Genomic DNA, 25,529 nt, shown 5'->3' with positions numbered 1-25,529 from the left:
CGCACTCCGCGCGGCAGCACCGCACCCGGACGGCGAGCCGACCGGGGACCTCCCGCGGTCAGGCCTCCCGATCCTGCTTGCACGCCTCGGCGACGACGGCCATCGCCTCGCCGAGCGCCTGGAACTGCTCGGGAGTCAGCACGTCGACCATGTACCGGCGGACGGCCGCGACGTGGGTCGGCGCGGAGGCGACGAGGACGCGGTAGCCCTCGGCCGTCATCTCGCAGTTGACGCCGCGCCGGTCGCCCGTGCTCGCCGAGCGACGCACGAGCCCGCGCGCCTCCATGCGCGCGACGGTGTGGGTCACCCGGCTCCGCGAGCGCGCGAGCCCGTCGGCGAGGGCGGACATGCGCAGCGTGCGGTCAGGGCTCTCCGAGAGGCGCACCAGCAGCTCGTACTCGTTGAGGGACACCGCGGACCGCTCCTCGTGGTCCCGGCCGAGCGCCTCGATGAACCGCACGGTGCCGTCGAGGTAGGCACGCCACAGGCGCTGCTGATCGGCGTCGAGCCACCGGGGCTCGGCGCCGGTCACGAGATCCGTGGCGGGGCGTCCGGTCGCCGACGTCTCGACGTCGTTGCTGGTCATGAGGTCCTCGGGCGGTGCATAGGGTCCTGTCGTTCGGTTGACGGGGCGTCATGGGCATTCTTCCATCCTGCTGGGAATAGATGGCGCGACCGCGTATGTTGATACCGCCGTACGAAGTTGAACCTTCAACCAGTTTGCGTCCCGCAGGGACCACGACCTCCAGGAGCACCCATGGCCACGTCGCTGCCCGCCGGCCTCACGACCGGAACCTACGCCCTCGACGCGTCGCACTCGCACGCGGCGTTCACCGTCCGTCACGCCGGCATCTCCAAGGTGCGCGGGACGCTCGCCATCACGAACGGCTCGATCACGGTCGGCGACGACCTCGAGTCGACGTCCGTGACCGCCGAGCTCGACGCCGCCTCGGTCAGCACCGGTGACGAGAACCGCGACAACCACCTGCGCAGCGCGGACTTCTGGGACGCAGAGAACAAGCCGACGTGGACGTTCACGTCGACGAGCATCACGGGCGACGGCGACGACTACGTCGTCGTGGGCGACCTGACCATCAACGGCGTGACCAAGCCCGTCGAGCTCGAGACCGAGTTCGCCGGCACCGCGACCGACCCGTTCGGCAACCCGCGCGCCGGGTTCGAGGCCTCGACCGAGATCTCCCGCAAGGAGTTCGGCCTCACCTGGAACGCCGCCCTCGAGACCGGCGGCGTGCTCGTCGGCGACAAGATCAAGATCTCGCTCGACGTCTCGGCCATCAAGCAGGCCTGACGCCGAGCCCGGCCCCCAGCCGGGCAACCGTCGCCCCCCCCCCCCCCCGGCAGGGGCGCCGCCCGAGAGGCCGCGTGCATGAGCACGCGGCCTCTCGCCGTACCCACACCTCCGCAGAGCGGTGCGCCGGCAGGTGACGAGACCGGCGTGCCCGCGTCGGGCCCACCAGAGGACTGGGCAGGCGCCTACCGCGCGCGACTTACTCCCGGGCCTCGGCGAGGGCCCGTGCCTGCGAGTGGAACGCGAGGATCTGCAGCTCGCTGCCGACGTCCACGCCGCGCACGTCCACGTCCGGCGGGACCTGCAGCGCGCGCGGCGCGAAGTTGAGGATCTCCCGCACGCCCGCCGCGACGACGCGGTCCGCGACGGTCTGCGCGTGCGCGGCGGGAGTCGCGAGGACCACGATCGTCACCTTCTCGCGCTCCACGACCTCCTCGAGCGAGTCCACGTGCTCCACGACGATCCCGGCGGCCCGCGTCCCGACGACGTCCGCCGACGCGTCGAGGAGCGCCGCGACGTGGAACCCCCGCTGCTCGTACCCCGAGTAGTTCGCGAGCGCGTGCCCGAGGTTGCCGATGCCGACGATGGCGATCCGGTGCTCGTCCACCAGCCCGAGCGCCTCGGTGATGTACTGCGCGAGCGAGTCCACGTCGTAGCCCACGCCACGGGTGCCGAACGACCCGAGGAACGACAGGTCCTTGCGCAGCTGCGCCGGGCCCACGCCCGACAGCTCCGCGAGCTCGACCGACGACGTCGTCGTCACGCCGCGCGCCACGAGGTCCCGCAACGCCCGGAGGTACGACGGGAGCCGCGCCACCGTCGCGCTGGGGATACCCGGCGCCGTCACCTCACCGACAACCTGCTCAGCCACCGTCACCACCGTTGTCCTGGGACCGTCCTCGTCGACGGTCGCTCCTCGTTCGTGCCGATCATCCCAGGTCGGCGCGTGCGCCCGAAATCCTGCCCACGGCGCGTGCGAGCCGACGCGCGTCCACGCGCCAGAAGCCCTGCTGGACCCCCCGGACCGTCACCACCGGGACGTACTCGCCGTACTGCTCGCGCACCGCCGGATCCGTCGCCGGGTCGTCCAGGTCGACCTCCGCCCAGGCGACCCCCGCCTCGGCGCACACTGCCTCGACGACGACCCGGGCGTCGTCGCACAGGTGGCACCCCTGCCTGCCGTACAGGAGGACGGGCGGGGTCGGCTGCTCCGGGGTGCTCACGTCCCCAGGGTACGAGGGCACGGTGGTACGACGGCATAGAGTGGAGGGCATGGCGACGTCGAGCGGTCCGGGCCCCTCCCGGACCCCCGGGACGCACCGCGCCACCCAGGACGCGCCAGCCCCCGCGCACCGCACCGCCGCGTTCTTCGACGTCGACAACACGATCATCCGCGGCGCGTCGTCGTTCCACCTCGCGCGCGCCCTGTACCAGCGGGAGTTCTTCTCGACCGGCGACCTCGTGCGCTTCGCCGTCCACCAGGCGCGCTACCTCCTCTTCGGCGAGAACAAGCAGCAGATCGACCGCATCCGCTCCCGCGCCCTCGCGCTCATCGCCGGCCGCTCCGTCGCCGAGGTCACCGCCATCGGCGAGGAGGTCTACGACACGGTCCTCTCCCTGCGCATCTACCCCGGCACGCGCCGGCTCATCGACGAGCATCTCGCCGCAGGGCACCAGGTGTGGCTCGTCTCCGCGACCCCGGTCGAGATCGGTGAGCTCATCGCACGCCGCCTCGGCGCGACCGGCGCGCTCGGGACCGTCGCCGAGCACGAGGACGGGTTCTACTCCGGGCGGCTCGTCGGCGACATGATGCACGGGCGCGCGAAGGCGGCCGGCGTGCGAGCGCTCGCCGAGCGCGAGGACCTCGACCTCGAGGGGTCGTACGCCTACGGCGACTCGCTCAACGACGTGACGATGATGGAGGCCGTCGGGCATCCCTGCCCGATCAACCCCGACGCCCGGCTGCGCCGTCACGCGCAGGACGTCGGCTGGCCCATCCGCGAGTTCCGTGGCCGGCGGCGTCGCGTCGCCCGCAGCAGCATGCGCACCGCGAGCTGGGCCGGCGCCGCGTGGGCCGCGGCACTCGTCCTGCGGTCGGTACGGCGCGCCGTCGACCGCCGGATCTCCCGCCTCTGACCGCACCTCCGCCGAGGGAGAACCCCGGTCGCGCGGGGGGTCGAACCGTGGTCGGCCGAGGTAGAACCGTGGTCGCGCGAGGTAGAACCGTGGTCCGCCGAGGTAGAACCGTGGTCATGTCGGACGGCGCTTGGTCGGGTTGGGTGTCGGGGTGGGTGGGGGCGCCGCGTCTACCATCCGCCGCTCGTTCCTCGCGGCTCCCGCCAGGCCCGACCACGACGCGGCGCCCCCACCCACCCCTCCCGGCGTCGTCCCACCCCGGTCGGTGCTCACCCGGGCGACCGCCCCCCGGGTGCTGCGCCGAGCATGTCGTTGCGGCTCGTCCTGAGCACGTGACGGGCGAGAAGCGCATGCTCGACGGGCCGTGACCGCATGGTCGCCACGAACGCGGGCCGCACCGCCTCGGCTGGCAAAGCCCCACGCCCTCCGTCGCCGTCGCCACTGACGCGACCACGGTTCTACTTCGGCGACCACGGTTCTACCTCGACGGACCTGGTTCTACTTCGTGCGACCACGGTTCTACCTCGGCGGGTCCGGGACCAGTCGTCCGCCTGGGTGGGGTGGTGGCTGAGCGGGTGGGGCGGCGTCGGATGCGAAGGGCGTCAAGGCCGCGCTCCCAAGACCCCCGCCCGACGGACCACGGTGACGGCGCGGACAGCCCGAGCACCGACGCCGCCCCGCACGCGAACCCGACCACGAGACCGCCCAACCCAGCCCGAGCACCGACGCCGCCCCGCACGCGGACCCGACGATGCGGGCTAGAGACGCACGCGGCGCGAAAGTGCCGGAGACGGGGCGAGCCCGGTCCCTCGAGGAGGGGCCGGGCTCGCGGTCGTCGTGCGCGTTCAGGACGCGCGCGACGTCACTTCTTGTTACGACGCTGGTGACGCGTCTTGCGAAGCAGCTTGCGGTGCTTCTTCTTGGCCATGCGCTTGCGGCGCTTCTTGATGACGGAGCCCATACGGTCCTCGCAATGCTCGAGCGGCGTGTCGGTCGGCGACCGGTCGACCGGCCGCGTGTGGTCCACGGTTGATCGGGGCGCCCGGCGTCCACGAGGGCGCTCGAGCCGACCAACACGAGAGAAATCCGCCCCCTAGACTACCCGCTCGCGCCCGTGCCCCGTGACGCAGGGTGCGGGAACCAGCGTGAACTGCCGCTCGCTGACCGCGTCAGGCGTCAGTCGAAGTGCGGGTCGAGCCCGAGGAGGGGGAAGACCGCACGTCGGGTGGCGACGACAGCGCGGTCCACGTCGTCGTCCGGGTCGAACCCGTCGCGCCAGCGACGCACGTCGACGGGCGGCCCGAACTCGAGCGGCGCGTCGAAGCCCGCCACCTCGGCGACGCGCGCACGCCAGTTCTCGGGAAGGTGCGTGCCCGCGGTCACGGGCCGGTGCACGACCTCCCCCACGACGGCCGACCACACGAGCGGGACGACGCGTGCGATCGCGTACCCGCCCCCTCCGAGCGCGAGCCAGCGCCCGCCCGTGAGCTCGTGCGCCAGCGCGTGCACCTGCGCCAGCGCGGTGCGCTGCGCGTCGACCGACACGTCGAGGTCGGACAGCGGGTCGTCGCCGTGCGCGTCGCAGCCGTGCTGGGTGACGAGGACGTCGGGCCGGAAGGCGCGCAGCACGGGCGGCACGACGGCGTCGACGGCGCGCAGCCAGCGAGCGCCGTCGGTGCGACGCGGCAGGGCGACGTTGACCGCCGACCCCTCCGCGTGCGGGCCGCCGACGTCCGTCGGGTGCCCGGTCCCGGGGAACAGCGTCGCGCCGCTCTGGTGCACGGAGACCGTCAGCACGCGCGGGTCGTCCCAGAACATCTCCTCGACGCCGTCCCCGTGGTGCGCGTCGAGGTCCACGTACGCGACCCGCTCGACGCCGTCGTCCAGCAGGCGCCGGATCGCGACCGCGGCGTCGTTGTACACGCAGAAGCCCGACGCGGCCCCGGCCTTCGCGTGGTGCATCCCGCCGGCGACGTTCACCGCGTGGACCACGCGGCCGGCCGCGATCGCTCCCGCGGCCTCGTACGACCCGGCGACGATCCGCGCGGCCGCCTCGTGCATGCCCGGGAAGACGGGGTCGTCCTCGGTGCCGAGGCCGCGGCGCTCGTCGGGGGTCCCGGTCGTGGACGCGGCACGCACCGCCGCGACGTAGGCGGGCTCGTGGACGAGGGCCAGGACGTCGTCGGCAGCGGGCGCCGGCGCCACGACCTCGACGTCGTGCCCGTCGGAGCCGCCCGCGCCGTCAGTACCGCCGAGGAGCCCGAGCGCCTCCACGAGCCCCATCGTGAGCTCGAGGCGCGTCGGTGCCATGGGGTGTCCCGGCCCGAAGTCGTAGCTCAGGAGCTCCGGGCTCCACACCATGCACGAGCCGGGCGACCGACCCGGATCGGCGCCGGGTGCCGTCCGCGAGGACGGCGCGGCCGCCGTCGACGACGAGGGTGCGGCCGGCGACGACGAGGGCTCGGTCGTGGGCATGGCTCACCGTAACGCCCGACGGCGGACGCCCGCCCGGGGCGACCGGCCGCCGGACGGGCACGCCGCGACGCACGTCCGTGTACCCGGCCGCACCGTCGAGGAGGCATGATGTCCCGGCGCCGGAGCGGCGACATGACGGGTCCCGGTGCCCGTGGCAGAGTGACGCGAGTGGTGAGGGAGGCTCCATGCCGACGAGCATGACCGGGCGCCTGTTCAAGGGGCGGGAGATCGTCGACCGCCTCGCCCGGCAGTCGCCCGCGCGCCTCGCCGTCACGGTGTTCGCCGGCGTCATCGCGCTCTTCACGGCGCTGCTGCTCGCCCCCTGGGCGACGGCGAGCGGCCGCAGCGCGCCGTTCGTCGACGCGCTGTTCACCGCGACGTCGGCGGTGTGCGTCACCGGTCTCGTCGTGGTACCCACCGGCACGTACTGGTCGACGTACGGCCAGGTCGTCATCCTGATCGGCATCAAGATCGGTGGCCTCGGCGTCATGACGCTCGCGTCGATCCTCGGGATGGCGGTCTCACGCCGGATCGGGCTCACGCAGAAGCTCCTCACGGCGTCGGAGACCAAGACGACGCGGCTCGGCGAGGTCGGCTCCCTCGTCCGCGTCGTCATCATCACCTCGACGGCCCTCGAGCTGCTCATCGCGCTCCTGCTCTTCCCGCGCTTCCTCGTCCTCGAGGAGACCGTGGGCGAGGCGGCGTGGCACGGCATCTTCTACGGGATCTCGGCGTTCAACAACGCGGGCTTCGTCCCTACCGAGCACGGCCTGATGCCGTACGTCGGGGACTGGATGCTCTGCCTGCCGATCGTCCTCGGCGTGTTCATCGGGTCGCTCGGCTTCCCTGTGATCCTCAACGTCCTGCGCAGCCGCCGTCGGGCGGACAAGTGGAGCCTGCACACGAAGCTCACGCTGACGATGAGCGGGGTGCTGGTGGTCGTCGGCACGGTCCTCTTCGCCGCGCTCGAGTGGACGAACAAGGGGACTCTCGGCCCGCTCTCGTTCGGTGAGAAGCTCCTCGCGTCCCTGTTCGCGGGCGTCATGCCGCGCTCGGGCGGGTTCTCGACCGTCGACACGGCCAACATGCACGAGGCGAGCTGGCTCATCACCGACGCGCTGATGTTCGTCGGCGGCGGTTCCGCGTCGACCGCCGGCGGCATCAAGGTCACGACCCTCGCGGTCATGCTCATCGCCATCGTCTCGGAGGCCCGCGGCGACCGCGACATGGACGCGTTCGGACGGCGCATCCCGCGCGACACGCTGCGCCTCGCCGTCGCGGTGTCGTTCGTCGGCGCGACGGCGGTCCTCCTGTCGAGCCTGCTGCTCCTCGAGATCACCGGCGAGTCGCTCGACGTCATCCTCTTCGAGACGATCTCGGCGTTCGCGACCGTCGGCCTGAGCACGGGCATCACGCCCGAGCTGCCCGACGCGGGCAAGTACGTGCTCGTCGCGCTCATGTTCGTCGGGCGCACCGGCACCATGACGTTCGCCGCCGCGCTGGCCCTGCGCGACCGGCGCCGCATCGTGCGCTACCCCGAGGAGCGCCCCATCATCGGGTGAGCCCCGACGACGGCGCGACCGGCCGCCGTCGTGCGATCTCACCTCCACCCTCCGCGTCCGCGCGGGACACCCAGGAAAGGCTCCACCGTGACCGACCCCCTCTCCCCCGGCGCCGCCAAGGGCAACCTCCCGGCAGACCCCGTCGCCCGGCGCATCGTCGAGCGTGGCCGCGCCGAGCGGGCGCGGCGCGACGAGGCCAAGGCGCCGCGCAAGGACGCCGGCGTCCTCGTCGTCGGGCTCGGCCGCTTCGGGACGGCGATCGCGGCGACGCTCGACCGCCTCGGCCAGGACGTGCTCGCGGTCGAGCGTGACCCCGACCTCGTCGCGCAGTGGAGCGGCCAGCTCCCGCTCGTCGAGGCCGACGCGTCCAACCCGGTCGCGCTCGAGCAGCTCGGCGCGCGCGACTTCCCCGTCGCGGTCGTCGGCGTGGGGACCTCGCTCGAGGCCAGCGTGCTCATCACCGGCAACCTCGTGGACCTCGGCACGCCGCAGATCTGGGCCAAGGCGGTCTCCGCCGAGCACGGCCGCATCCTCCAGCGGATCGGCGCGCACCACGTGGTCTTCCCCGAGGCCGACGCCGGTGCCCGCGTCGCGCACCTCGTGTCCGGCAAGCTGCTCGACTACATCGAGGTCGAGGACGGGTTCACCATCGTCAAGATGCGTCCCCCGAAGGAGGTCCAGGGCTTCACCCTCGCGCAGTCCAAGGTGCGCGAGCGCTACGGCGTCACGGTGATCGGCGTGAAATCACCGGGCGAGGACTTCCTCTACGCCACGCCGGAGACCCGGATCAGCGCGAACGACCTCCTCATCGTCTCCGGCCACGCCGACCTCCTGGAGCGCTTCGCGGCCCGCCCCTGAGCCGGGGTCGGCGACAGGTCAGGGCACGGGGCGGTGCAGGACGAACAGGCCGCGGTGGAGCGGGCGGTCGAGGCGGTCGTCGTCGGTCGCGACGTACTCGTCGAGGACGGCGAGGATGCGGCGGTCCAGCTCGGCGAGGTCGTCGTCGGAGAGGTGGAGGCGGAAGGTCGCGAAGGTCGTGACGGCGTCGGGTCCGGCTGCCAGGGCGTCGTCGAGCGCGGCGGCGACGGGACCGAACCGCACGTCGGGTGCGGTTTCCTGGAGGGGGTCGTCGAGCCACCAGGTGGCCCCGGTGGCGCGGTACGGCCGCTCGAGCGCGCCGCCCGCGCCGGTGCGGACCTCCGCCGCCTCGAGGAGCCCGGCGCGGACGAGGAGCCGGACGTGGTGGAGCGCCGTGCCCGGCGGGACGCCGAGGTGGTCGGCGAGCTCCTTGTTCGTCATCTCGCGGGTGCCGCACTGGCGCACGATGCGTTGACGCAGCGGGTGGGCGAGAGCCTTCGCCTCGAGAGCGGTCGGCGGACGTCGCCGGGGTATGTCGTGGGCGACGGGGCGCGGGTCGGCGGCGGGCGCGTCGCTCGATCCCTCGGGTCGCTCCTCCGGAAGCGCGGTCATGGGGACATCGTAGGCACGTCCGGTCCAGTGTTCTCGATCGATTGGGTTTCTTCGATCAGTGTGTCATCCTGGGCGGCATGGCCCGTGCCCCACGCCGACGACGCCGGACGGCAGCTCCTCTCGGCGTGCCGTTCCGCCGGCTCTGGTTGGCGTCGACGGTCTCCAACCTCGCCGACGGCGTGCTCAAGGTCGCGCTGCCGCTCGTCGCCGTGCGGTACACCGACTCGCCCGCGCTCGTCGCGGGCCTGACGTTCGCGCTCACGCTCCCCTGGCTCCTCTTCGCGCTCCCGGCGGGCGCGCTCGCCGACCGTCTCGACCGTCGGCACGCCATGATCGGTGCCAACGTCGCGCGGGCCCTGCTCGTGGCGGCGCTCGCCGCGGTGGCTCTCGTCCCCGGTGCAGGGAGCATCGTCGTGCTGTACGTCGTGGCGTTCGGCGTCGGCGTGACGGAGACGCTCTACGACACGTCGGCCCAGTCGATCCTGCCGCAGGTCGTGCCCCGCACGGCGCTCCCGCGCGCCAACGGTCGCCTGTACGCGGCCGAGCTCACGGCCAACCAGTTCGTCGGGCCGCCGCTCGGCGGTCTCCTCGTCGCGGCCGGCGCGGCGGTCGCGTTCGGCCTGCCCGGGGCCCTGTGGGCGCTCGCCGTCGTGCTGCTGCTCGGGATCCCCGGGTCGTACCGTCCGCAACGGACGTCGTCGACCACGTTGCGCGCCGACATCGCCGAGGGGCTGAGGTTCCTGTGGCACGACAGGATCCTGCGCACGCTCGCGATGATGGTCGGCGGTATCAACTTCGCCACCAACGCCGTGTTCGCCGTCTTCGTGCTCTACGCGGTGGGGCCGACGTCGCCGATGGGGTTGTCGGAGCCCGCGTTCGGCGCCCTGCTCACGACGACCGCCGTCGGGGCGTTCGCCGGGTCGTTCGTCGCCGAAGGCGTCGTGGCGCGCGTGGGCCGTGCGCGGTCCCTCGCGCTCACGGTCCTCAGCACCGTGGCGCTCGTGGCCGCCCCCGCGGTGACGACCAGCGTGTGGGTGGTCGGGGCCGTCTTCGCCGTGGGAGGCGCCGGGATCGCGGTGTGGAACGTCGTCACCCTCTCCCTGCGCCAGCGGATCACGCCCGACGCGCTGCTCGGCCGCCTGAACTCCTGCTATCGCCTCGTCGCGTGGGGGACGATGCCCCTCGGCGCCGCCGTCGGCGGGCTGCTCGGCGAGCTCTTCGGGCTGCGCACGGTGTTCGTCGTCATGGCGGCGGTCGCGGCGGCCACGCTCCTCGGGATGCTCGTCGTCAAGGACCACGCGATGGACGCCGCGGAGCGTGCCGCCGACCTGCGGGACGGCCCCGGAGAGCGCACGGGAGAGCAAAGCCTCACCGCACGACGCGATCCCGACGCCGAGGACTGAGCCCTACCGTCGACCCGGCCGCACCCTGTTCAGGAGGCGGCCTGGCCCCGACCTGCCCGACGGCGCAGCGCGGCACCGGCCGCGACGGCCAGTCCCGCCAGCACGGCCACTCCGGCGAGGCCCGTCCCGGTGGTGGCGAGACCGCCCGGACGCGGGGAGGCGGTGGTCCCGCCGCCCGTCGTCCCGCCGGAGCCGGTGGTCGGCGTGCCGCCCGGTTCCTGGGGCTCGAGCGGCGCCGCGAGGACGATGAACGGCTCGGACAGCACGTCCGTGCCGTCCCCCGGTGCGACGAGACGGATGTGGTGCTCTCCCGCAACCGTCCCCGCGGGGATGGTGACGGTGAGCTCGAGCGCGCCGTCGGCGTCGGTCGTGACCTCGGCGAGGAGCGCCGGGTCGCTCTCGAGCCAGACCTCGTAGGTGGTGTGGGGCGCGAGGCCGGTGCCCCGCACCACGATCGTGCCGCCGACGACGAACGGGCCGTCGCCAACGACGACGACGCGCGGCCCCGCGGGCACCTCGCGCTCGGTGATCTCGACGCTCACGCGCACACCCTCGGAGGGGTCGGGCGACGCGGTGGCGACCACGGCGGCGGACGCGGCGCCGGCGGGGAGGAGGAGCGAGCCGGCGATCACGACGGCAGCGAGCAGCCTGCGGGTGGTCGTCACGCGGTGAACCTCTTCGTCCGGCCCGGGGCGGGCGCCGCTGGGTCCCCCCGAACCCGACTGGACGAGCGTCCAGCCGGGAACATCCTGCCATCTTCGAGACGCGAACTGAACATCCGTCCAAGTGGTTCACCCACGACGCGTCTCCACGCTCCGGGCAGCACAAGGCTCGGCCCCCGTCGCTCCGAGGAACGACGGGGGCCGGGCCCGACCCGAGGCGGTGCCGGCACACCGCCCGGGAGTCTGTGGTCACCCCCACCCTGGCGGGGGAGAGCCCCGGTCCGGGGTCCTCCCTCGGCGGAGGGGTCAGGCGCAGTCGAGTGCGGCGACCGGCGCGTCGACGGTGGAGGTCACCTCCTGCGACCCGCCGGGTCCGGCGATCGTCGCCGTGCCCGTGACGGTCACCGTGCCCGCGGGGGCCGACGGCGCTCGCGCCGCGAACGACTGGTACGCGCTCTTGCCCGGGGCCACGTCCGCGAACGACTTCTGCCCGAACGGCGTCGAGAGCGTCACGGAGACGGGCACGTCCTCACCGTTCGTCGCGCGCACCGCGACGTACGCCTTGCCGGCGAGGCACCGCGGCGAGGCGTCGACGACGAGGTCGAGCTCCGGCGTCGGCTCCTGCTCGCCGTACGCCGCGAGGAGGGCGGCGTGCTCGGCCGCGGTGACCGGAAGGACCGTGCCGTGGCGCGGGCTGCTCGGCAGGTGGGCGTCGACCGACGTCCACACGCCCGAGTCGAGGTCGGTGGACTCGAGCGGGAGATACCCCTGCCCGCCGTGGTAGCTCGGCTGGTCGACGAAGAGGTACCACTTCTCCTCGGTGTTCGACTTGAAGACCGTCGGCCCCTCGCCCGCGGTGAGCGTCCCGCCCCACGGGTTCGGCTGCCCGTACCCGATCTTCTCGGCCACGAGCTCCCAGTCCGTCGAGCGCAGGTCGGTCGACTTCTCGAGGCGCGGGATCATGTAGGCCTCGTCCTTGGTGAACCGGTAGTAGGTCCCCTCGTTCTCGACGATCGACGAGTCGATCATCCCCAGCCCGGCGCCGCGCTGCTCGTCGATCCAGACCTGCGGCTCGCTGAACGTCACGAAGTCGCGCGTCGTCGCGTACATCATGCGCTGGTAGCTCGTCGAGATCCGGCGGCCCGCGGTGTCCGTCGTCGGGTAGAGCGCCGACGCCCAGTACACGATGTACTCGCCGCGCTGCGCGTCCCAGAACGCCTCGGGCGCCCAGGTGTTCCCGGCGTAGTCGCTCGAGACCTTGACCGAGCGCTGCTCCGACCAGTTCACGAGGTCCGTCGACTCCCACACCATGAGGCTCAGGGAACCGCGCTCCTGCGCGTTGGCGAAGTTGTTGCCGCCGTAGATCCGCAGGTCGGTCGCGAGCAGGAAGAACCGGTCGCCCTCGGGCGAGCGGATGATGAACGGGTCGCGCAGACCCTTCTCGCCGAGCGTGGACGTGAGCACCGGCTCGCCGTCGTTCAGCTCGACCCAGTCGAGCGGGTCGTTCCCCTTGCTCGCGCTGAAGTAGACCGACTCCCCGTCCGCGGTGCTCTCCCCCTCGAAGTACGGGAAAAAGTAGCCCTCGTAGTCCGCCGCCTCGGGCAGCGGGCGCACGATCGCGTCGTAGGTGTGCGTCGCGGTCGCGCCGTCCTTGGTCGCCGTGACGGTGAGCTGCACGACGGCGGCCGGCTCGCCGTGGGCGGGCCGCGTCACCTCGCCCGTGGCGGAGATCGTCGCGGGGTCCGAGCTCGCCCACGTGAGGGCGGAGCCGTTGGCACCGTCCGCCGGGAGCGTGAGGTTGCCGCGCACGTCGTCGAGGTGCGGCACGACGGCGTGGCTCGCGTCCCACGCGACCGCGTCGGCGGGCGCGAGGTGCGCGAGGACGGTGACGTCGAACGTCGCCGTCCGGGCGACGGCACCGCGGGTGACGAGCGCGGTGAGGGTCACCGTCGCGTCGTCCTCGCCGGCGGCGGGCCGCGTGACCTTCCCGGTCGTCGTCACGACGTCGGCGTCGGACGACGTCCACGTCACGAGCGACCCCTGGGCGCCCGCGGTGAGCAGCGTGAGGTCGCCCGTCACAGCGCTCGTGTCGCCGAGGTCGAGGGCGGCGAGGTCGGCGTCGGCGGCTGCCGTCGAGGTCTCGGCGGCGAGGGTGCCCGCCTCGGCCGGCGTGAGCGCGCGGTCGTAGATCCGGAAGTCGCGCACCTGGCCCTTGAGGTAGCGGTCGCCGGAGTAGAGCGAGCGGCCGACGTAGTTCGCGGTCGTCTGCCCGCCGCCGATCTGGCCCGGGTCGGTCGTGACGTTCGTGGCCTGCTTGACCTGCACGCCGTCCTCGTAGAGCGTCGCCGTCGTGCCGGACAACGTGTAGGTCAGGGTCTTCCAGACGCCGCGCTGCAGGTTCGAGCCCTTGGTCACGGTCTGCTCGGTGGACCAGCTGCCCGTCGTGATCGACGTCCGGTAGGCGTTGCCCGTCGTGAACAGGTAGCCGTTGCCGCTCGACCCGCTCGAGTTGCCGAGGCCGTAGACGAAGTACGGCGTCGCCTGGTCCTGGGCGACCAGGACGTCGAGGCTCACCGTCGCGTCCGTGAGCCCGGCCAGCAGGTGGTCGGGCAGGTCGACGTAGTCGTCGGTGCCGTCGAGCGTGGTCCCGGCGTCGGTCGCCGTCCCGCCGACCACGGTCGCCGGGCCGAACGCCGAGCCCGCGGCGAGGTTCGCCGTCGTGCCGCCGGTCGTCGCCGCGGCGTCGAGCGGGTACCAGGCGACGAGCCCGTCGTCGGTGGGGCCGCCGACGTCCGCGGCGGCAGGAGCGGCGAGCGCCGCTCCCAGTGTCGTGGCGGTGAGCGCGCCCACCAGCCCGACGGCGAGAGCCGCTGCCCCCCGTCGTCGTCCGGTCGTGCGTTGTCCGGTTCTCCGGATCATGTCGTCCTCTCCTCGTCGAGATAGCCGTGCTGCCGAGGAACCCCGGTCCCGCGAGGTAGAACCCTGGTCCTACCTCGGCGGGGTGCGGTGCCCCGTCGGCGGTGTGCGGTCAGCAGGTGTGGGCGTCGACGGCGACGTCGTAGGTCGTGGTGACCTCGTGCGGGCCGTCGGGGCCGTCGAGAGTCGCGGTGCCGGTGACGGTGACCGTCCCCGCGGGGACCGACGTCGCGCGGGTCGCGAACGACTGGTAGGCGTTCGCTCCGGGCGCCACGCCGGTGACGGTCCTCGTCCCGTACGGCGTCGCGAGCGTGACGTCGGCGGGAACGTCGCCCGCGTTCGTCGCCCGCACCGCGACGTAGACCTTGCCCGCGAGGCACCGGGGGGTGGCCTCGACGTCGAGCTCGACCGTCGGCGCCGGCGACACGTCGACCGGGTCCACGCTCTCGAGCGTCGGGGTGACCTTCTGGACGAGACCGTCCTCGCCGAACGTGAGCCGGTCGATCGTCGTCTCGCGGTTCGTCCCGTTGCCGCCGGGGATCGCGAACCGGTGGTACGCGATGTACCAGTCGTCCGTGCCCTCGACCTGGAGGATCGAGCTGTGCCCGGTCCCGAGGATGCCCTGCGAGGCGTCCTTCTCGAGGATCACGCCGCGGTACGTCCATGGGCCGTCGATGCTGTCCGACGTCGCGTAGCCGACGCGGTAGTTCTCCGAGCCCGTGTCGTCGATCGAGTACGTGAGGTGGTAGATGCCGTCCCGGTAGTTGAGGAACAGGCCCTCGCGGAAGTCGGTCAGGCCGGGGATGCGCCGCAGCGTGTCCTGCTTGATCGACGTCATGTCGTCGTCCAGCTCGGCCATGACCGGGCCGTTCGACGGCCCGCCGTTGCCCCACAGGAGCCAGTGCTTCCCGGTCTCCGGGTCACGGAAGGCGGCCGGGTCGATGGCCTGGCCGGACGTCACCGCCTCGCCGTTCGTGATCATCGCCGTCGGCTGCGCGGTGAACGGGCCCTCGGGGCTGTCGGCCACCGCGACGCCGATCGTCTTGCGGTCGTACGTCGGGTTGTGACCGGAGAAGTAGAAGTAGTACTTCCCGTCCCGCTCGATGATCGTCGGTGCCCACGCGTTGCCCGTCGCCCAGGGGACGTTCCCGTTCGCGCCGTCGAGCGTGAGGAACGGCTGCTCCGAGCGCTCCCACGTCACGAGGTCGGTGGACGTCCAGACGTAGAAGTCCTTGCCGCCCCAGCCCGGTGTGCCGTCGGTCGTGGCGTAGAGGTAGAACGTGTCGCCGAACTGCGCGATGTTCGGGTCGGCGTACCTTCCGGGGAGCACGGGGCTGCCCATCTCCTTCGCCTGCACGGTCCAGGTCCGCGACGCGCCGTCAGGCCCGGTCACGACGTACTCCACGGGCTGCGTGAAGTCCTGCACCGAGCCGTTCTCCGGGGTCACCGTGGCGCGGGAGGAGACCGTGAGGACGGGCGCGAGCGCCGAGACGTCCGTACCGGGCTCGACCGCGAGCGTCACGGTCGAGCTCGCGCCGTCGACGATCGCGGGCACCTTGAGCGCGTCGAGCTCGGCGCCCGTGACCGCGGTGTGGTCGGCGCCGACCTGGTAGACCTCGTCCGCCGTGAGCGCGCGGTCGTAGACCCGGAAGTCGCGCACCGAGCCCTTGAGGTAGCGGTCGCCCGAGTACAGCGAGCGGCCGAGGTAGTTCGCGAGCGTCGAGCCGTTCCCGATGTCCTTCGGGTCGATGGTGACGCCGGTCTGACGGCCCACCTCGACTCCGTCCTCGTAGAGCACGGCCGTCGTGCCGGACAGCGCGTAGGTGAGGTGCTTCCACACGCCGCGCTGGAGGTTCGCGTTCTTGGTGACGGTCTGCTCCGTGTTCCAGTTCCCCGTCGCGATCGACGTGCGGTACGCGTTGCCCGTCGTGAACAGGTACCCGTTGCCTGCCGTGCCGCTCGTGTTGCCGAGCCCGTAGATGAAGTACGGCGTCGCCTGGTCCGTCGCGACCTTGACGTCGAGCGCGACCGTGACGTCGGTCAGGCCCGCGAGCAGGTGGTCGGGCAGGTCGACGTAGTCGTTCGTCCCGTCGAGGACCACTCCCTCGCCCGTGCCGGAGAACGCCGCGCCGTTGGTGAGCGTCGCCGCACCGAACGACGACTCCGGCGCGGAGTTCGCCGCCGACGTGCCGCTCGTCTCGTCGAGCGCGTACCGCACGACGAGGCCCGGGATCTCCGTGGTCACCTCGACCGCGACGTACGCGGTGTGCGACCCGTCGGCAGTCGTCGCCGTGATCATCGCGTGGCCCTCGCCGACGCCCGTGACGACGCCGTCGGCCGAGACCGTGGCGACGCCCGCGTCGTCCGACGCCCACGTGATCGCGCGCGCCGTCGCGTTGGCCGGCGTGACGGTCGCGGCGAGCTGCCGCGTCCCGCCGACGCCCACCTCGAGCGACTCGGGTGTGACGCTCAGGCCCTCGACCGGGACGACGTCGTCGGTCACCGTGACGACCGCGCGGGCGCGCACGCTCACGCCGCCGCCGAGCGAGCCGCCGACCTCGAACGACCCTGCCTGCGCGTACGACGCCGGGTCGACCGCGTCCCACGTGACGTCGGCCGGGCCGGTCGACCCGTCGGCGAACCGTGCGGTGACCGTCGCCGGGAGCACGGGCGCGGAGCCGGTCTGCACGGTGACCTCGACGTCCTCGACGGACTCGACGAACGCGTCGGGCTGGTACGTCTGGAGCAGGCGGTCGTACTCGGCCTGCGTGACCGGGAGCACCGTGCCGTGACGCGGGCGCGACGGCATCTCGTAGTCGGTGGACATCGTCCACTCCGCCGCGTCGAGCGAGGTCGACTCGAACGGGACGTAGCCGCGGCCGCCGAACTCGTCGATGAAGAGGTACCACTTCTCCTCGGTGTTCGACTTGAAGATCGTCGGACCCTCGCCCTGGTTGATCCCGCCGCCGAGCGAGTTGGCCTTGCCGATGCAGTCGGTGATGAACTCGTAGTCCGTCGAGCGCAGCTCGGCCGACTTCTCGCCGAGGATGAACTTGGAGCACGGCGTGGACGACGTGTTGTTCCGCTCGTCCTTGGTGAAGCGGTAGTACTGGCCGTCGTGCTGCGTCACGGTCGAGTCGATGACCGAGTAGCCCGGGTCGACCCACACCTGCGCCTCGCTGAAGGTCACGAAGTCGCGCGTCGTGGCGTACATCATGCGGTTGTAGGTGTCGCCCGTGTGGGCCGGGTCGTCCTCGGCGTAGAGCTTCGAGGCCCAGAACACGACGTACGCGCCGATGGTCTCGTCGTAGTACGCCTCGGGCGCCCACGTGTTGCCCGCGGTCTCCGGCGAGACCTCCACGAGGCGCTGGTCCGTCCAGCTCACGAGGTCCGTGGACTCCCACACCATGATCGACCTCGAGCCCTGCCGCTGCGCCGCGTCCCACCCGTTGCCGTCGTAGATCCGCAGGTCGGTCGCGATCTGGTAGAACTTGTCGCCCTCGGGCGAGCGGATGATGAACGGGTCCCGCAGGCCCTTCTCCCCCAGCTCCGACGTCAGCACCGGCTGGTTGTCGTTGAGGTTCTGGTACTTCAGCGGGTCGTTGCCCTGGCTGAGCCCGAAGTAGACCTGCTCGCCCGTGGCCGTGCCCTCGCCGACGAAGTACGAGAACAGGTAGCCCGCAAGGTCCTCCTGCTCGGGCAGCGGCGGCACGTGCGCCTGGAGCTCGCGCGTGGCCGTGGCCGCGCCCACGGTCACCGTGGCCGTGAGGATCACGCTCCCCGCCTCCGCACCGGGCTCGGGACGAGTCACCTCGCCCGTCGGCGTGATCGCGCCCGACGACGTCGCCCAGGCCACGCTCGCGCCGTGCAGCCCGGTCGTGGGCAGGGTGAGGTTCCCGCGCACGTCGTCGAGGTTCGGCACCTCGAGCGCGGCGGCCGCGGCGTCGGCCTTCGCCTGGTCGCCGTCGCCCGGGAGGACCGTGACGTCGAACGCGCGCGTCTCGGTCGCGCCGCGCAGCGTGACGGTCGCGGTGAGCGTCGCCGTCGTGGGCTCGTCGCCCGCGGGGCGCGTGACCGCGCCGCTCGCCGAGACGACGCCCTCGTCGGAGCTGGCCCACGTGACCGTCGAGCCGCCGACGCCCTTCGCGGGGAGCGCGAGGTCCGTGACGACCGCGCTGGTGTCGCCCAGGTCGAGCGCGGCGGCATCGGCGGCCACTGCTGCGTCGGCCCCTGCGCTCGCCAGGTCGGCGACCTCCTGCGCCGTGAGCGCGCGGTCGTAGAGCCGGAAGTCCTTCATGCGGCCCTTGAAGAGGTTGTCCGCGGCGTAGGCCGACTTCCCGAGCGCGTTCGCAGTCGTGGTGCCGCCGCCGACCGCGCCGGGCGTGATCGTCACGGCCGTGTTCTGCCCGACCTGCGCGCCGTCCTCGTAGAGACGGGCGGTGCCGCCGCCGAGCGTGTAGGTGACGGTCTTCCAGACGCCCCGAGCGAGCGCACCGGCCGGAGCCTTGACGGTGTTCTGCTCGCGGCCCCAGGCGAGGTCGGAGATCGTCGCCCGGTAGTTCGGGTTGCCGGTCGAGAAGAGGTAGCCGTTCCCGGACTGCGGGCTCCCGACCGCAGGGTTCCCGAGGGTGTAGAAGAAGTAGTTGCCGGACAGCGTCGGGTCGACCCAGACGTCGGCGCTCACCGTCACGGCGTCGTAGCCCGCGAGCAGGTCGTCCGGGAGGTCGACGTGGTTGGTGCCCCCGAACGTCAGCCCTTGGCCAGGGTTCCAGCCGCCACCGGAACCGACGAGCGTGGCGTCGAGGCCGCTGCCCGACGCGTCGTGCGCGACGGTGCCCCCCGTCTCGTCGAGCGGGAGCCAGAGACGCAGGCCGTCGGCGGAGGGCGCCGCGGCGACGGCCGTCGAGACGTCCGCGGGCGTCGTCGCCGCCACGGTCGCCGCGCCTGCGGCTCCTGTGGACACGAGCGGCGCGACGAGCGTGAGGCCGAGGAGCGCGGCGAGCGAGCGACGGCGTCGGGCGGTCTCGGTCCTCGTCGGCGGGGGTTGCTGGCGTGAGGTCATCGGTGACTCCTCGTCGTCGTGCCCGGCGGCACCGCCGGCCGCGCGTCCTCCGTCGGACGCGCGTGTGAACGCTAACATGTTAGCGCGAACATGACGAGGGCCCGAGGCCGCCCTCCCCGTCGAAACCGATGTCGAATGTGCCCGGGGGTCCGGCTCCGACAGGGCCAGGGAGCCACGCCTTCGGGTCGAGTGCTGCACTTCGGGCCGAGGGATGCACGCAGGCGTGCATCACTCGACCGTTGATGCATCACTCGACGCAGGTCGGGGCAGAGCGGGTCGGCGTCGCGACGCCGACCCGCTCGCGGGACGTCCCGGCGCGACGTGCGCGCCGTCCGTCCCGTCCTCAGCCCCCGCAGGTGAGCGCGTCGAACGGCACCTCGTACGGCGTGCTCACGTCCGCGCCGTCGACCACCGCGGTCCCGGTGGCTGTCACGCTGCCGACCGCGACCGACGTCGAGCGCACCGCGAACGACTGGTAGGCGTTCTTCCCCGGTGCGACGTCGGAGACGACGCGCGTGCCGTACGGCGTCGCGATCGAGACGTCGGCGGGCGTGTCGCCCGCGTTCGTCGCACGCACGGCGACGTAGGCCTTGCCCGCGAGGCAGCGCGTGTCGGCCGTCACGTCGAGGTCGACGGCGGGGCCGGTCGCCTCGGCGGCGAACTCCCACGTGTCGACCTCGACGAGGTCGGCGTCCTGCGGCCCCGCGAACGTGAGGTACACGTCGTGCACGCCCGCGACACCCTCGAGGTTCGCGGTCACGTCAGACCACTCGCCCGCCGGGGAGTCGAGCTCGACGGTCCCGACGACGGGACCCTCGCGGTCGTCGAGCCGCACCTCGACGTGCGCTCCTTCGACGAGCGGCTTGACGCGAGCGGTCAGGCTCGCGGCGCCGGCGCCGAAGTCGACCGCCGAGAGCGCGGACCAGTCGCCGTCGTCCACGTCGCGCACGACGAGGTTCGGGGCGCCCTCGCCGAACTGTGCGGAGCCGCCGTCGACCTTCGCCGTCGCGAGGCCTTGCTGCCACGCGAACGTCTCGGCCTCGAGGACCTGGAACGGGTCGAGGTCCTTGACCTGCTCCGGGCCCGCGTACGTCCCGACCACCTGCTGGATCGTGCCGTCCGCGTTGAACGCCAGCTCCTGGATGTGCGGGCTGCGGTACCCCTGCGTCGTGCTCCCGTTGATCCGCTTGTTGAGCGTCGGCGCGTGGTACGTGAAGTAGTACTTCCCGTCGAGCTCGAACACGGACTGGTGGTTGTTGCCCCCGGTGCCCGCGCCGAAGAACTGCGACTGGTTGGGGAACAGCACGCCCGCGTACGCCTCCTTGGGGAACGACATCGGGTCGTCGGACATCATGTAGCCGATCTGCCCGCCGCCCGGGTAGCCCGGCAGCGGCGTCTGGTTGCCGCCGAAGTCGTTGCCGCCGAAGTGCGAGGAGTACGAGAGGTAGTACTTCCCCTCGCGCTCGAACACCTGCGCCGCCTCGAACGCGACGGGCGCGTCCACGACGGCCGCGGTGCCCTGCGTCGAGACCATGTCGTCGCCCAGCTCGATGACCCGGATGTTCTTCGGGTTGTTGAAGCGCTCCGCCGCCGGCATCGACGTCGACGCGGGACCGCCACCGAAGTAGAGGTACGCGTCGCCGTCGTCGGTGACGAGCGGGGCCGGGTCGAACTTCCACGCCACGGCCTCGGCGCCCGGGGTCCGGCCGTCGATGAGGGTGCTGTCGCGCTCGCTCGTCCACGGTCCCAGCGCCGACGCCCCCGTGATCACGTTCGAGGAGCCGCCGCCGTTGGCGTAGTAGAGGAAGTACTTCTCCACGCCGTCCACGACCTTCTTGGCCATGCCGGGTGCCCACGAGTTGTTCGTGAACGGCGCGACGCCGTTCGGCCCCGCGACCTGGATCTCGCCGTGGTCCGTCCAGTTCACGAGGTCCTCGGACGAGATGACGGTGATCTGGTTGATGTTCCCGTAGTTGATCTGCGGGGAGACGCCGGTCACCGGGTCGGGGGCGTACCCCTGCGTGTCGTTCGTCATGTACATGTACACGCGCCCGTCCTCGACGAACCCGAACCCGTCGGCCCCGAACTTGTGGGAGATCAGCGGGTTGTGCTCGCCGGGGAGCTTCCCGACGACCTCGATCGTCCTCGACGGCGGCTTGGGCGGCGGCGCCCCGACGACCGACACGTCGTCGAGCACGAAGTCCATGAGGTGCGTGGCGGGGTCGGCGGACGGGTTGGATGTCCACGGCGTCTCGAAGAACAGTCGCGCCGTGGCGACGCCCTGGCTCGCCGGGATCGTGAACGTTCCGTCGAACGTCGCCCACTGGCCCTTGGTCGCGGTGACGCTGACGAGGTTCGTGTACGTCCCGCCGCCGTAGTGCATCGTGGCGAAGAACTGCTTGGTCGCGGGCGCGTCCGCGGCGTCGTACCTGATCCTGCCGGTCAGCTCGTAGGTCTGGCCGGCCTGGACCTTCCCGCTGAGATCCTGCATCGGGCCCGAGCCCGTCGTCGCGCGCTCGGTCGTGAGCGCGGCCGCGGCGCCCGAGAACGCGGCGTCCGTCGTCGAGAGCACGGCCTCGTCGGTCGCGTTCCCGTCGTTGACGAACCAGCCCGTGGTGCCGTCCTCGAAGCCGCCGTTGACGACCAGCTCCTCGTCCGCGGCCTGCGAGGGCAGCGCGGCGAACGACGCCGAGAGCAGCGTCGCGAGCGCCGCCCCGGCGAGGGCGCCGCGCACGCGGCGTCGTCTGCGGTGGTGCTTGTCCATGGATCCTCCTCGATCGATGTCCTGCTGATCCCGTCCGCGCGGTGCGCGGGACGGTCGTGCGACGGCGCCCGTGCCGTCGTCGAACCTCTCCTCTCGTCGGTCCGTCGGTCAGCCGTAGGCGACCGTCCGGGTGGTCGACGCGCCGTCGGACGGGCGCGTGACGGTGACGGTCGCCTCTCCGGCGGGCGCGTCCGCGGCGCGGGTCGCGAACGCCTGGTAGGCGTTCGCGCCCGGCGCGACGCCGGCGAAGGTGCGGCTGCCGTAGGGCGTGGACACGGCGACGTCGACGGGGACGTCGTCGTCGTTCGTCACGCGGACGGCCACGTAGTCCTTGCCGGCCATCGCGCGCACGCTCGCCTCGGCCGTGAACGCCACCGCGGGCGCCTCGGCCTCGACGAGCGACGCGACCGCCAGCGCGAGCGCACGCGCCGGGGCGTCGGCCTGGTTCTGGGTCGACGGCGCAGTCGTGGCACGGGCCCAGGCGAGCCCTTGCTCGACGGCGGCCCACGACTGGGGCGTGTACGCCGCCGGGTCGAGCGCCTCCGCCTCGGCGACGACGGCGTCGAGCGCGGTGCGGTCCGCGCCGCCGTCGGCGTCGAGCGTGTCGCTCAGGAGGAAGTGGTCGACGTCCACGTGCCCGCCGGTCTGCTCCTTGGCGTAGGAGAAGAGCCCGAACCGGTAGCCCATGAAGTGCGACAGGCTCCAGTCCATGACGAGCGGCCCCTGCCGTGCACCGAGCGGCTGCCACGTCCGGCCGTCGAGGCTGTACGAGTACTGCACCCAGAGCTGACCGTTCGGCGACGCGAAGTCTGCGTCTGCCTTGACGTGGACGTCGGTGTGCTCACCGAGCGGCACCTGCGACCCCGCGACGAACGACTCGACCGCGTCACGGTCGATCGTGTCGGTGAACGGCTGCAGGCGCGTGACGAGCCCGAGGGTGCGATCGCCGTCCACCTGCTGGATCCCGGCGTACGCGAAGCTGCGGCCGTAGACCGCGAGGCCCGCCACGTCGCCGTCGCGCATGCCCGAGACGTCGAGGCGGGTCTCCGCCGAGGAGGTAGGCCCGAACGTGCGCTGGCCGAGCGTGTTGCGGGCCTCCTCCAGGTACGTGAGGTCGCGCCCGGGCGCCTTCGTGTACTCGGCCTCGCCCGTGACGACGTGGCCGTTGGTCAGGCGCAGCCAGCCCTCGCGCTCCGTGAGGGACCAGTAGCGGTTGTCCGGCGCGTGGTTCCACTGCCACGCGACGTCGAGGTCGGACCCGTTGTACGACACCTCCTCGAGCGCCGGGTGCTCGACCGTCGGCGTCAGGCCCACGACGGAGACGTCGTCGAGCAGGTACTCGACGCTCGACGACGGCGGCTGCGGGTTGGCCCACGGCGTCTCGACGGCGAGCTTGAACGCGGACACGTCCGTGCCGCTCGGGACGGTGTAGGTGCCGCTGACCGTCGTCCACTCCCCCGGCGTCGCGTCCGCCCACGCGAGGGTCTTGACGCCCGCGCCCCAGTCGCCGACGAGGTTGAACCGCACCTGGGCCGGGCCCTGGGCGTACCGCACCCGCGCGGAGACCTCGTAAGTCACCCCGGCCTGGATCTTCCCGCCGAGCTGCTGGTTCGGACCCGACCCGTTGAGCGTCCGGTTGCTCACGCGCAGCGCCGCGGTGCCCGACGCCGGGCCGCTCGTCTCACGCGTGATCGCCGCGCCGAACTGCGCGCCCCACGGCGCGGTCGTCGCGTCCTCGAACCCGGGGTTGCCCACGAGCTCGACGCCGAGCAGCGACTCGTCGTGGTCCGGTGCGTCGGGGATCTCCCAGACCGTGTCGCTGAAGGCGCGGTGCTCCGCGTCGTTCGCGAAGTCGTCCGACGCGACGATGCTCTTGAGCCGCTCGCGCCGCTCCGTCGCCTCGTCGAGCACGATCGGCTTGGCGAACGAGTCGCCCACCCGGACCACGCCGTCGTCACCGAACGTCGGCCAGCCGTCCTCCCACGTCGCGGGGATGAGCGCCGGGATCCGCCCGAGCGGGTACGTGTCGCGGAAGAACATGCCCCACCACTCGTAGCCGCCCTCGCCGTCGGGCACCTCGACGAGGCCGCCCTGCGCGAACCCGTCCGAGTTCAGCGCGCTGCGCGCCTCGTACGGGTTGGAGCCGTCCTCGGTCTCGTAGCGCCCCAGCAGGTGCGGCGAGCGGAACAGCACCTCCTGACGGTTCTGACCGCTCGGCCACGTGATGATCGCGACGTAGTACTCACCGTCGATGTAGTGGACCTGCGCACCCTCGAACAGCCCGCCGATGAACGGCTGCCCTGCGTAGTCGCTCGCGCGGAAGATGTTCGGGTAGTCCGCGACGATCGCGGTGAGGTCGTCGTTCAGCCGGACCGCGCTCGTCGCACCCGAGCCGTAGAAGATGTACGGCGTCCCGCCGTCGGCCTCGTCGAAGAACAGCGAGGGGTCGTGCAGCCCGCGGCCGAGCGGCGTGCGCTCCCATGCGCCGTCCTCGACGTCGTCCGTGCGGAAGAGGAACGACCCGCCCAGGTCGTTGGTGTTGAACACGACGTAGAACGTGCCGTCGTGGTAGCGCAGCGACGACGCCCACTGCCCGTTGCCGTACCCGTTCTGCCCGTTGCGCAGCGACGACACGTCGCCCGTGCCGAGACGGTCGTAGACGTAGCTGACGATCTCCCAGTTCACGAGGTCGTACGACTTCATGATCGGCGCCCCGGGGGCCAGGTGCATCGTCGTGCTGATCATGTAGTAGACGTCGCGGCCCTCGTCGTTCTCGGCGGCCGGGACGCGCGTGACCGAGATGTCCGGCACGTCGCTGCTCAGCAGCGGGACGCCGTACGTCCCGTCGCCGTGGTCCGTGGTCGTCAGCCCGCTGATCGTGCTCGCTCCCGGCTCGGCCGTCGTACCGTCCACGGCCTGCGCCGCGCCGGTCGTCGTCCCAAGCGCGAGAGCGCCGGCCACCGCGACGGCGACCGCCGTCCTCCTGTGTCGTGCCATGTCGTCCTCCTCCGTGTGGTCGTGCTTCGTCGATGTGTGTCGTGCGCTTGCTGTGAAAATCGGTGTCGGCATCGATATCGAAACGCCGAGGTAGAACCGTGGTTGCGCGAGATAGAACCGTGGTCGTGTCCGACGGCGCGTGGTCGGGTTGGGTGTCGGGGTGGGTGGGGGCGCCGCGTCTACCATCCGCCGCTCGTTCCTCGCGGCTCCCGCCAGGCCCGACCACGACGCGGCGCCCCCACCCACCCCTCCCGGCATCGACCCACCCTGGTCTTCGTCCACCCGGGCGACCCGCCCGGGTGCCGGGCAGGGCCGGTCGGCGGGCTCACCCCGGCGCGGCACCGCAGCGCCTCGCCGAGCAGGTGGTCGCACCCGCCCCGCCCGACCGACCGTGGCTCGTCGAGCAGGCGAGCGGGCTCGGCTCGGAGATCGGCCCGCGCGGCCTTGCCCGACCGGAACCCGGGCGGGCTCGCGCACCCAGCCAGCTGCCGCCGTCGTCGGGCAGACCACGGTTCTACCTCGCCCGACCGGGGTTCTACCTCGGCAGACCCGGGTTCTGCTTCGGCAGGCTTGGGCGGCAGCGATCGCGGGTGAGGTGATGGCTGAGCGGGTGGGGCGGCGTCGGATGCGAAGGGCGTCAAGGCCGCGCTCCCCAGACCCACACCGGACAGACCAGGGCGACGGCGCGGACAGCCCGAGCACCGACGCCGCCCCACCCGCGGACCCGACCACAAGCAGCCCGACCCGGCCCGAGCACCGACGCCTCCCCACCC

The 25,529-nt window shown here is 72.4% G+C and carries 16 protein-coding genes; 5 read left to right on the top strand and 11 right to left on the bottom strand.

Annotation, left to right across the window (positions count from 1 at the left end):
- Positions 1 to 58 precede the first annotated feature (58 nt).
- A complete protein-coding gene (locus tag ACMXGY_RS05235; protein ID WP_483775828.1) occupies positions 59 to 586 on the bottom strand; it encodes a MarR family winged helix-turn-helix transcriptional regulator in 528 nt (175 codons plus the stop codon).
- A gap of 171 nt (positions 587 to 757) precedes the next feature.
- On the opposite strand from ACMXGY_RS05235, the gene ACMXGY_RS05230 reads away from it, so the two are divergent.
- Positions 758 to 1,309: a YceI family protein gene (locus tag ACMXGY_RS05230; protein ID WP_483775827.1), complete on the top strand. Its 552-nt coding sequence runs from the start codon at positions 758 to 760 to the stop codon at positions 1,307 to 1,309.
- 199 nt (positions 1,310 to 1,508) lie between these two features.
- On the opposite strand, the gene ACMXGY_RS05225 is transcribed toward ACMXGY_RS05230, so the two are convergent.
- Together ACMXGY_RS05225 and ACMXGY_RS05220 are read right to left on the bottom strand one after the other, a co-directional pair.
- Positions 1,509 to 2,180: a redox-sensing transcriptional repressor Rex gene (locus ACMXGY_RS05225; RefSeq protein WP_483775826.1), complete on the bottom strand. Its 672-nt coding sequence runs from the start codon at positions 2,178 to 2,180 to the stop codon at positions 1,509 to 1,511.
- Positions 2,181 to 2,238: 58 nt separating this feature from the next.
- Positions 2,239 to 2,532: a glutaredoxin family protein gene (locus ACMXGY_RS05220; RefSeq protein WP_483775825.1), complete on the bottom strand. Its 294-nt coding sequence runs from the start codon at positions 2,530 to 2,532 to the stop codon at positions 2,239 to 2,241.
- A gap of 49 nt (positions 2,533 to 2,581) precedes the next feature.
- Between ACMXGY_RS05220 and ACMXGY_RS05215 the strand changes: the two genes are divergently transcribed.
- Positions 2,582 to 3,445: an HAD family hydrolase gene (locus ACMXGY_RS05215; RefSeq protein WP_483775824.1), complete on the top strand. Its 864-nt coding sequence runs from the start codon at positions 2,582 to 2,584 to the stop codon at positions 3,443 to 3,445.
- 862 nt (positions 3,446 to 4,307) lie between these two features.
- Here the strand turns inward: ACMXGY_RS05215 and ACMXGY_RS05210 are convergent.
- Entirely contained in the window at positions 4,308 to 4,406 is a 99-nt protein-coding gene (locus tag ACMXGY_RS05210) for a 30S ribosomal protein bS22 (protein WP_003792170.1), read from the bottom strand.
- A 215-nt stretch (positions 4,407 to 4,621) separates the two neighbouring features.
- On the bottom strand, positions 4,622 to 5,806 hold the full coding sequence (locus ACMXGY_RS05205; protein ID WP_483776789.1) for an acetoin utilization protein AcuC: 1,185 nt from the start codon (positions 5,804 to 5,806) through the stop codon (positions 4,622 to 4,624).
- Between the two features lie 299 nt (positions 5,807 to 6,105).
- Here ACMXGY_RS05205 and ACMXGY_RS05200 point away from each other — a divergent pair, with 299 nt between their 5' ends.
- Positions 6,106 to 7,482 (top strand): TrkH family potassium uptake protein, encoded by a 1,377-nt coding sequence (locus ACMXGY_RS05200; protein WP_483775823.1) that lies wholly within the window; start codon positions 6,106 to 6,108, stop codon positions 7,480 to 7,482.
- 153 nt (positions 7,483 to 7,635) lie between these two features.
- Entirely contained in the window at positions 7,636 to 8,340 is a 705-nt protein-coding gene (locus ACMXGY_RS05195) for a potassium channel family protein (RefSeq protein WP_483776788.1), read from the top strand.
- 18 nt (positions 8,341 to 8,358) lie between these two features.
- Here the strand turns inward: ACMXGY_RS05195 and ACMXGY_RS05190 are convergent, their stop codons facing one another.
- Positions 8,359 to 8,952 (bottom strand): ArsR/SmtB family transcription factor, encoded by a 594-nt coding sequence (locus ACMXGY_RS05190; RefSeq protein WP_483775822.1) that lies wholly within the window; start codon positions 8,950 to 8,952, stop codon positions 8,359 to 8,361.
- Positions 8,953 to 9,029: 77 nt separating this feature from the next.
- Here ACMXGY_RS05190 and ACMXGY_RS05185 point away from each other — a divergent pair, with 77 nt between their 5' ends.
- A complete protein-coding gene (locus ACMXGY_RS05185; protein WP_483775821.1) occupies positions 9,030 to 10,355 on the top strand; it encodes an MFS transporter in 1,326 nt (441 codons plus the stop codon).
- Between the two features lie 29 nt (positions 10,356 to 10,384).
- Here the strand turns inward: ACMXGY_RS05185 and ACMXGY_RS05180 are convergent, their stop codons facing one another.
- The 5 genes from ACMXGY_RS05180 to ACMXGY_RS05160 form a co-directional block, all read right to left on the bottom strand.
- Entirely contained in the window at positions 10,385 to 11,020 is a 636-nt protein-coding gene (locus ACMXGY_RS05180) for a hypothetical protein (protein ID WP_483775820.1), read from the bottom strand.
- Between the two features lie 303 nt (positions 11,021 to 11,323).
- On the bottom strand, positions 11,324 to 13,936 hold the full coding sequence (locus ACMXGY_RS05175; protein WP_483775819.1) for an immunoglobulin-like domain-containing protein: 2,613 nt from the start codon (positions 13,934 to 13,936) through the stop codon (positions 11,324 to 11,326).
- A gap of 109 nt (positions 13,937 to 14,045) precedes the next feature.
- Complete coding sequence (locus ACMXGY_RS05170; protein ID WP_483775818.1) at positions 14,046 to 18,995, bottom strand: family 43 glycosylhydrolase; 4,950 nt, start codon at positions 18,993 to 18,995, stop codon at positions 14,046 to 14,048.
- Positions 18,996 to 19,338: 343 nt separating this feature from the next.
- The gene (locus ACMXGY_RS05165; RefSeq protein WP_483775817.1) at positions 19,339 to 21,759 is read right to left on the bottom strand and encodes a family 43 glycosylhydrolase; all 2,421 of its coding nucleotides are present in this window, start codon (positions 21,757 to 21,759) and stop codon (positions 19,339 to 19,341) included.
- Positions 21,760 to 21,867: 108 nt separating this feature from the next.
- Positions 21,868 to 24,756: a beta-xylosidase family glycoside hydrolase gene (locus ACMXGY_RS05160; protein ID WP_483775816.1), complete on the bottom strand. Its 2,889-nt coding sequence runs from the start codon at positions 24,754 to 24,756 to the stop codon at positions 21,868 to 21,870.
- Positions 24,757 to 25,529: the final 773 nt, after the last annotated feature.

The organism is Cellulosimicrobium sp. G4 BAM 1002, assembly GCF_057126935.1.
Note: the sequence above shows the minus strand (reverse complement) of the source record. Positions and strands in the feature narration are given on the sequence as shown.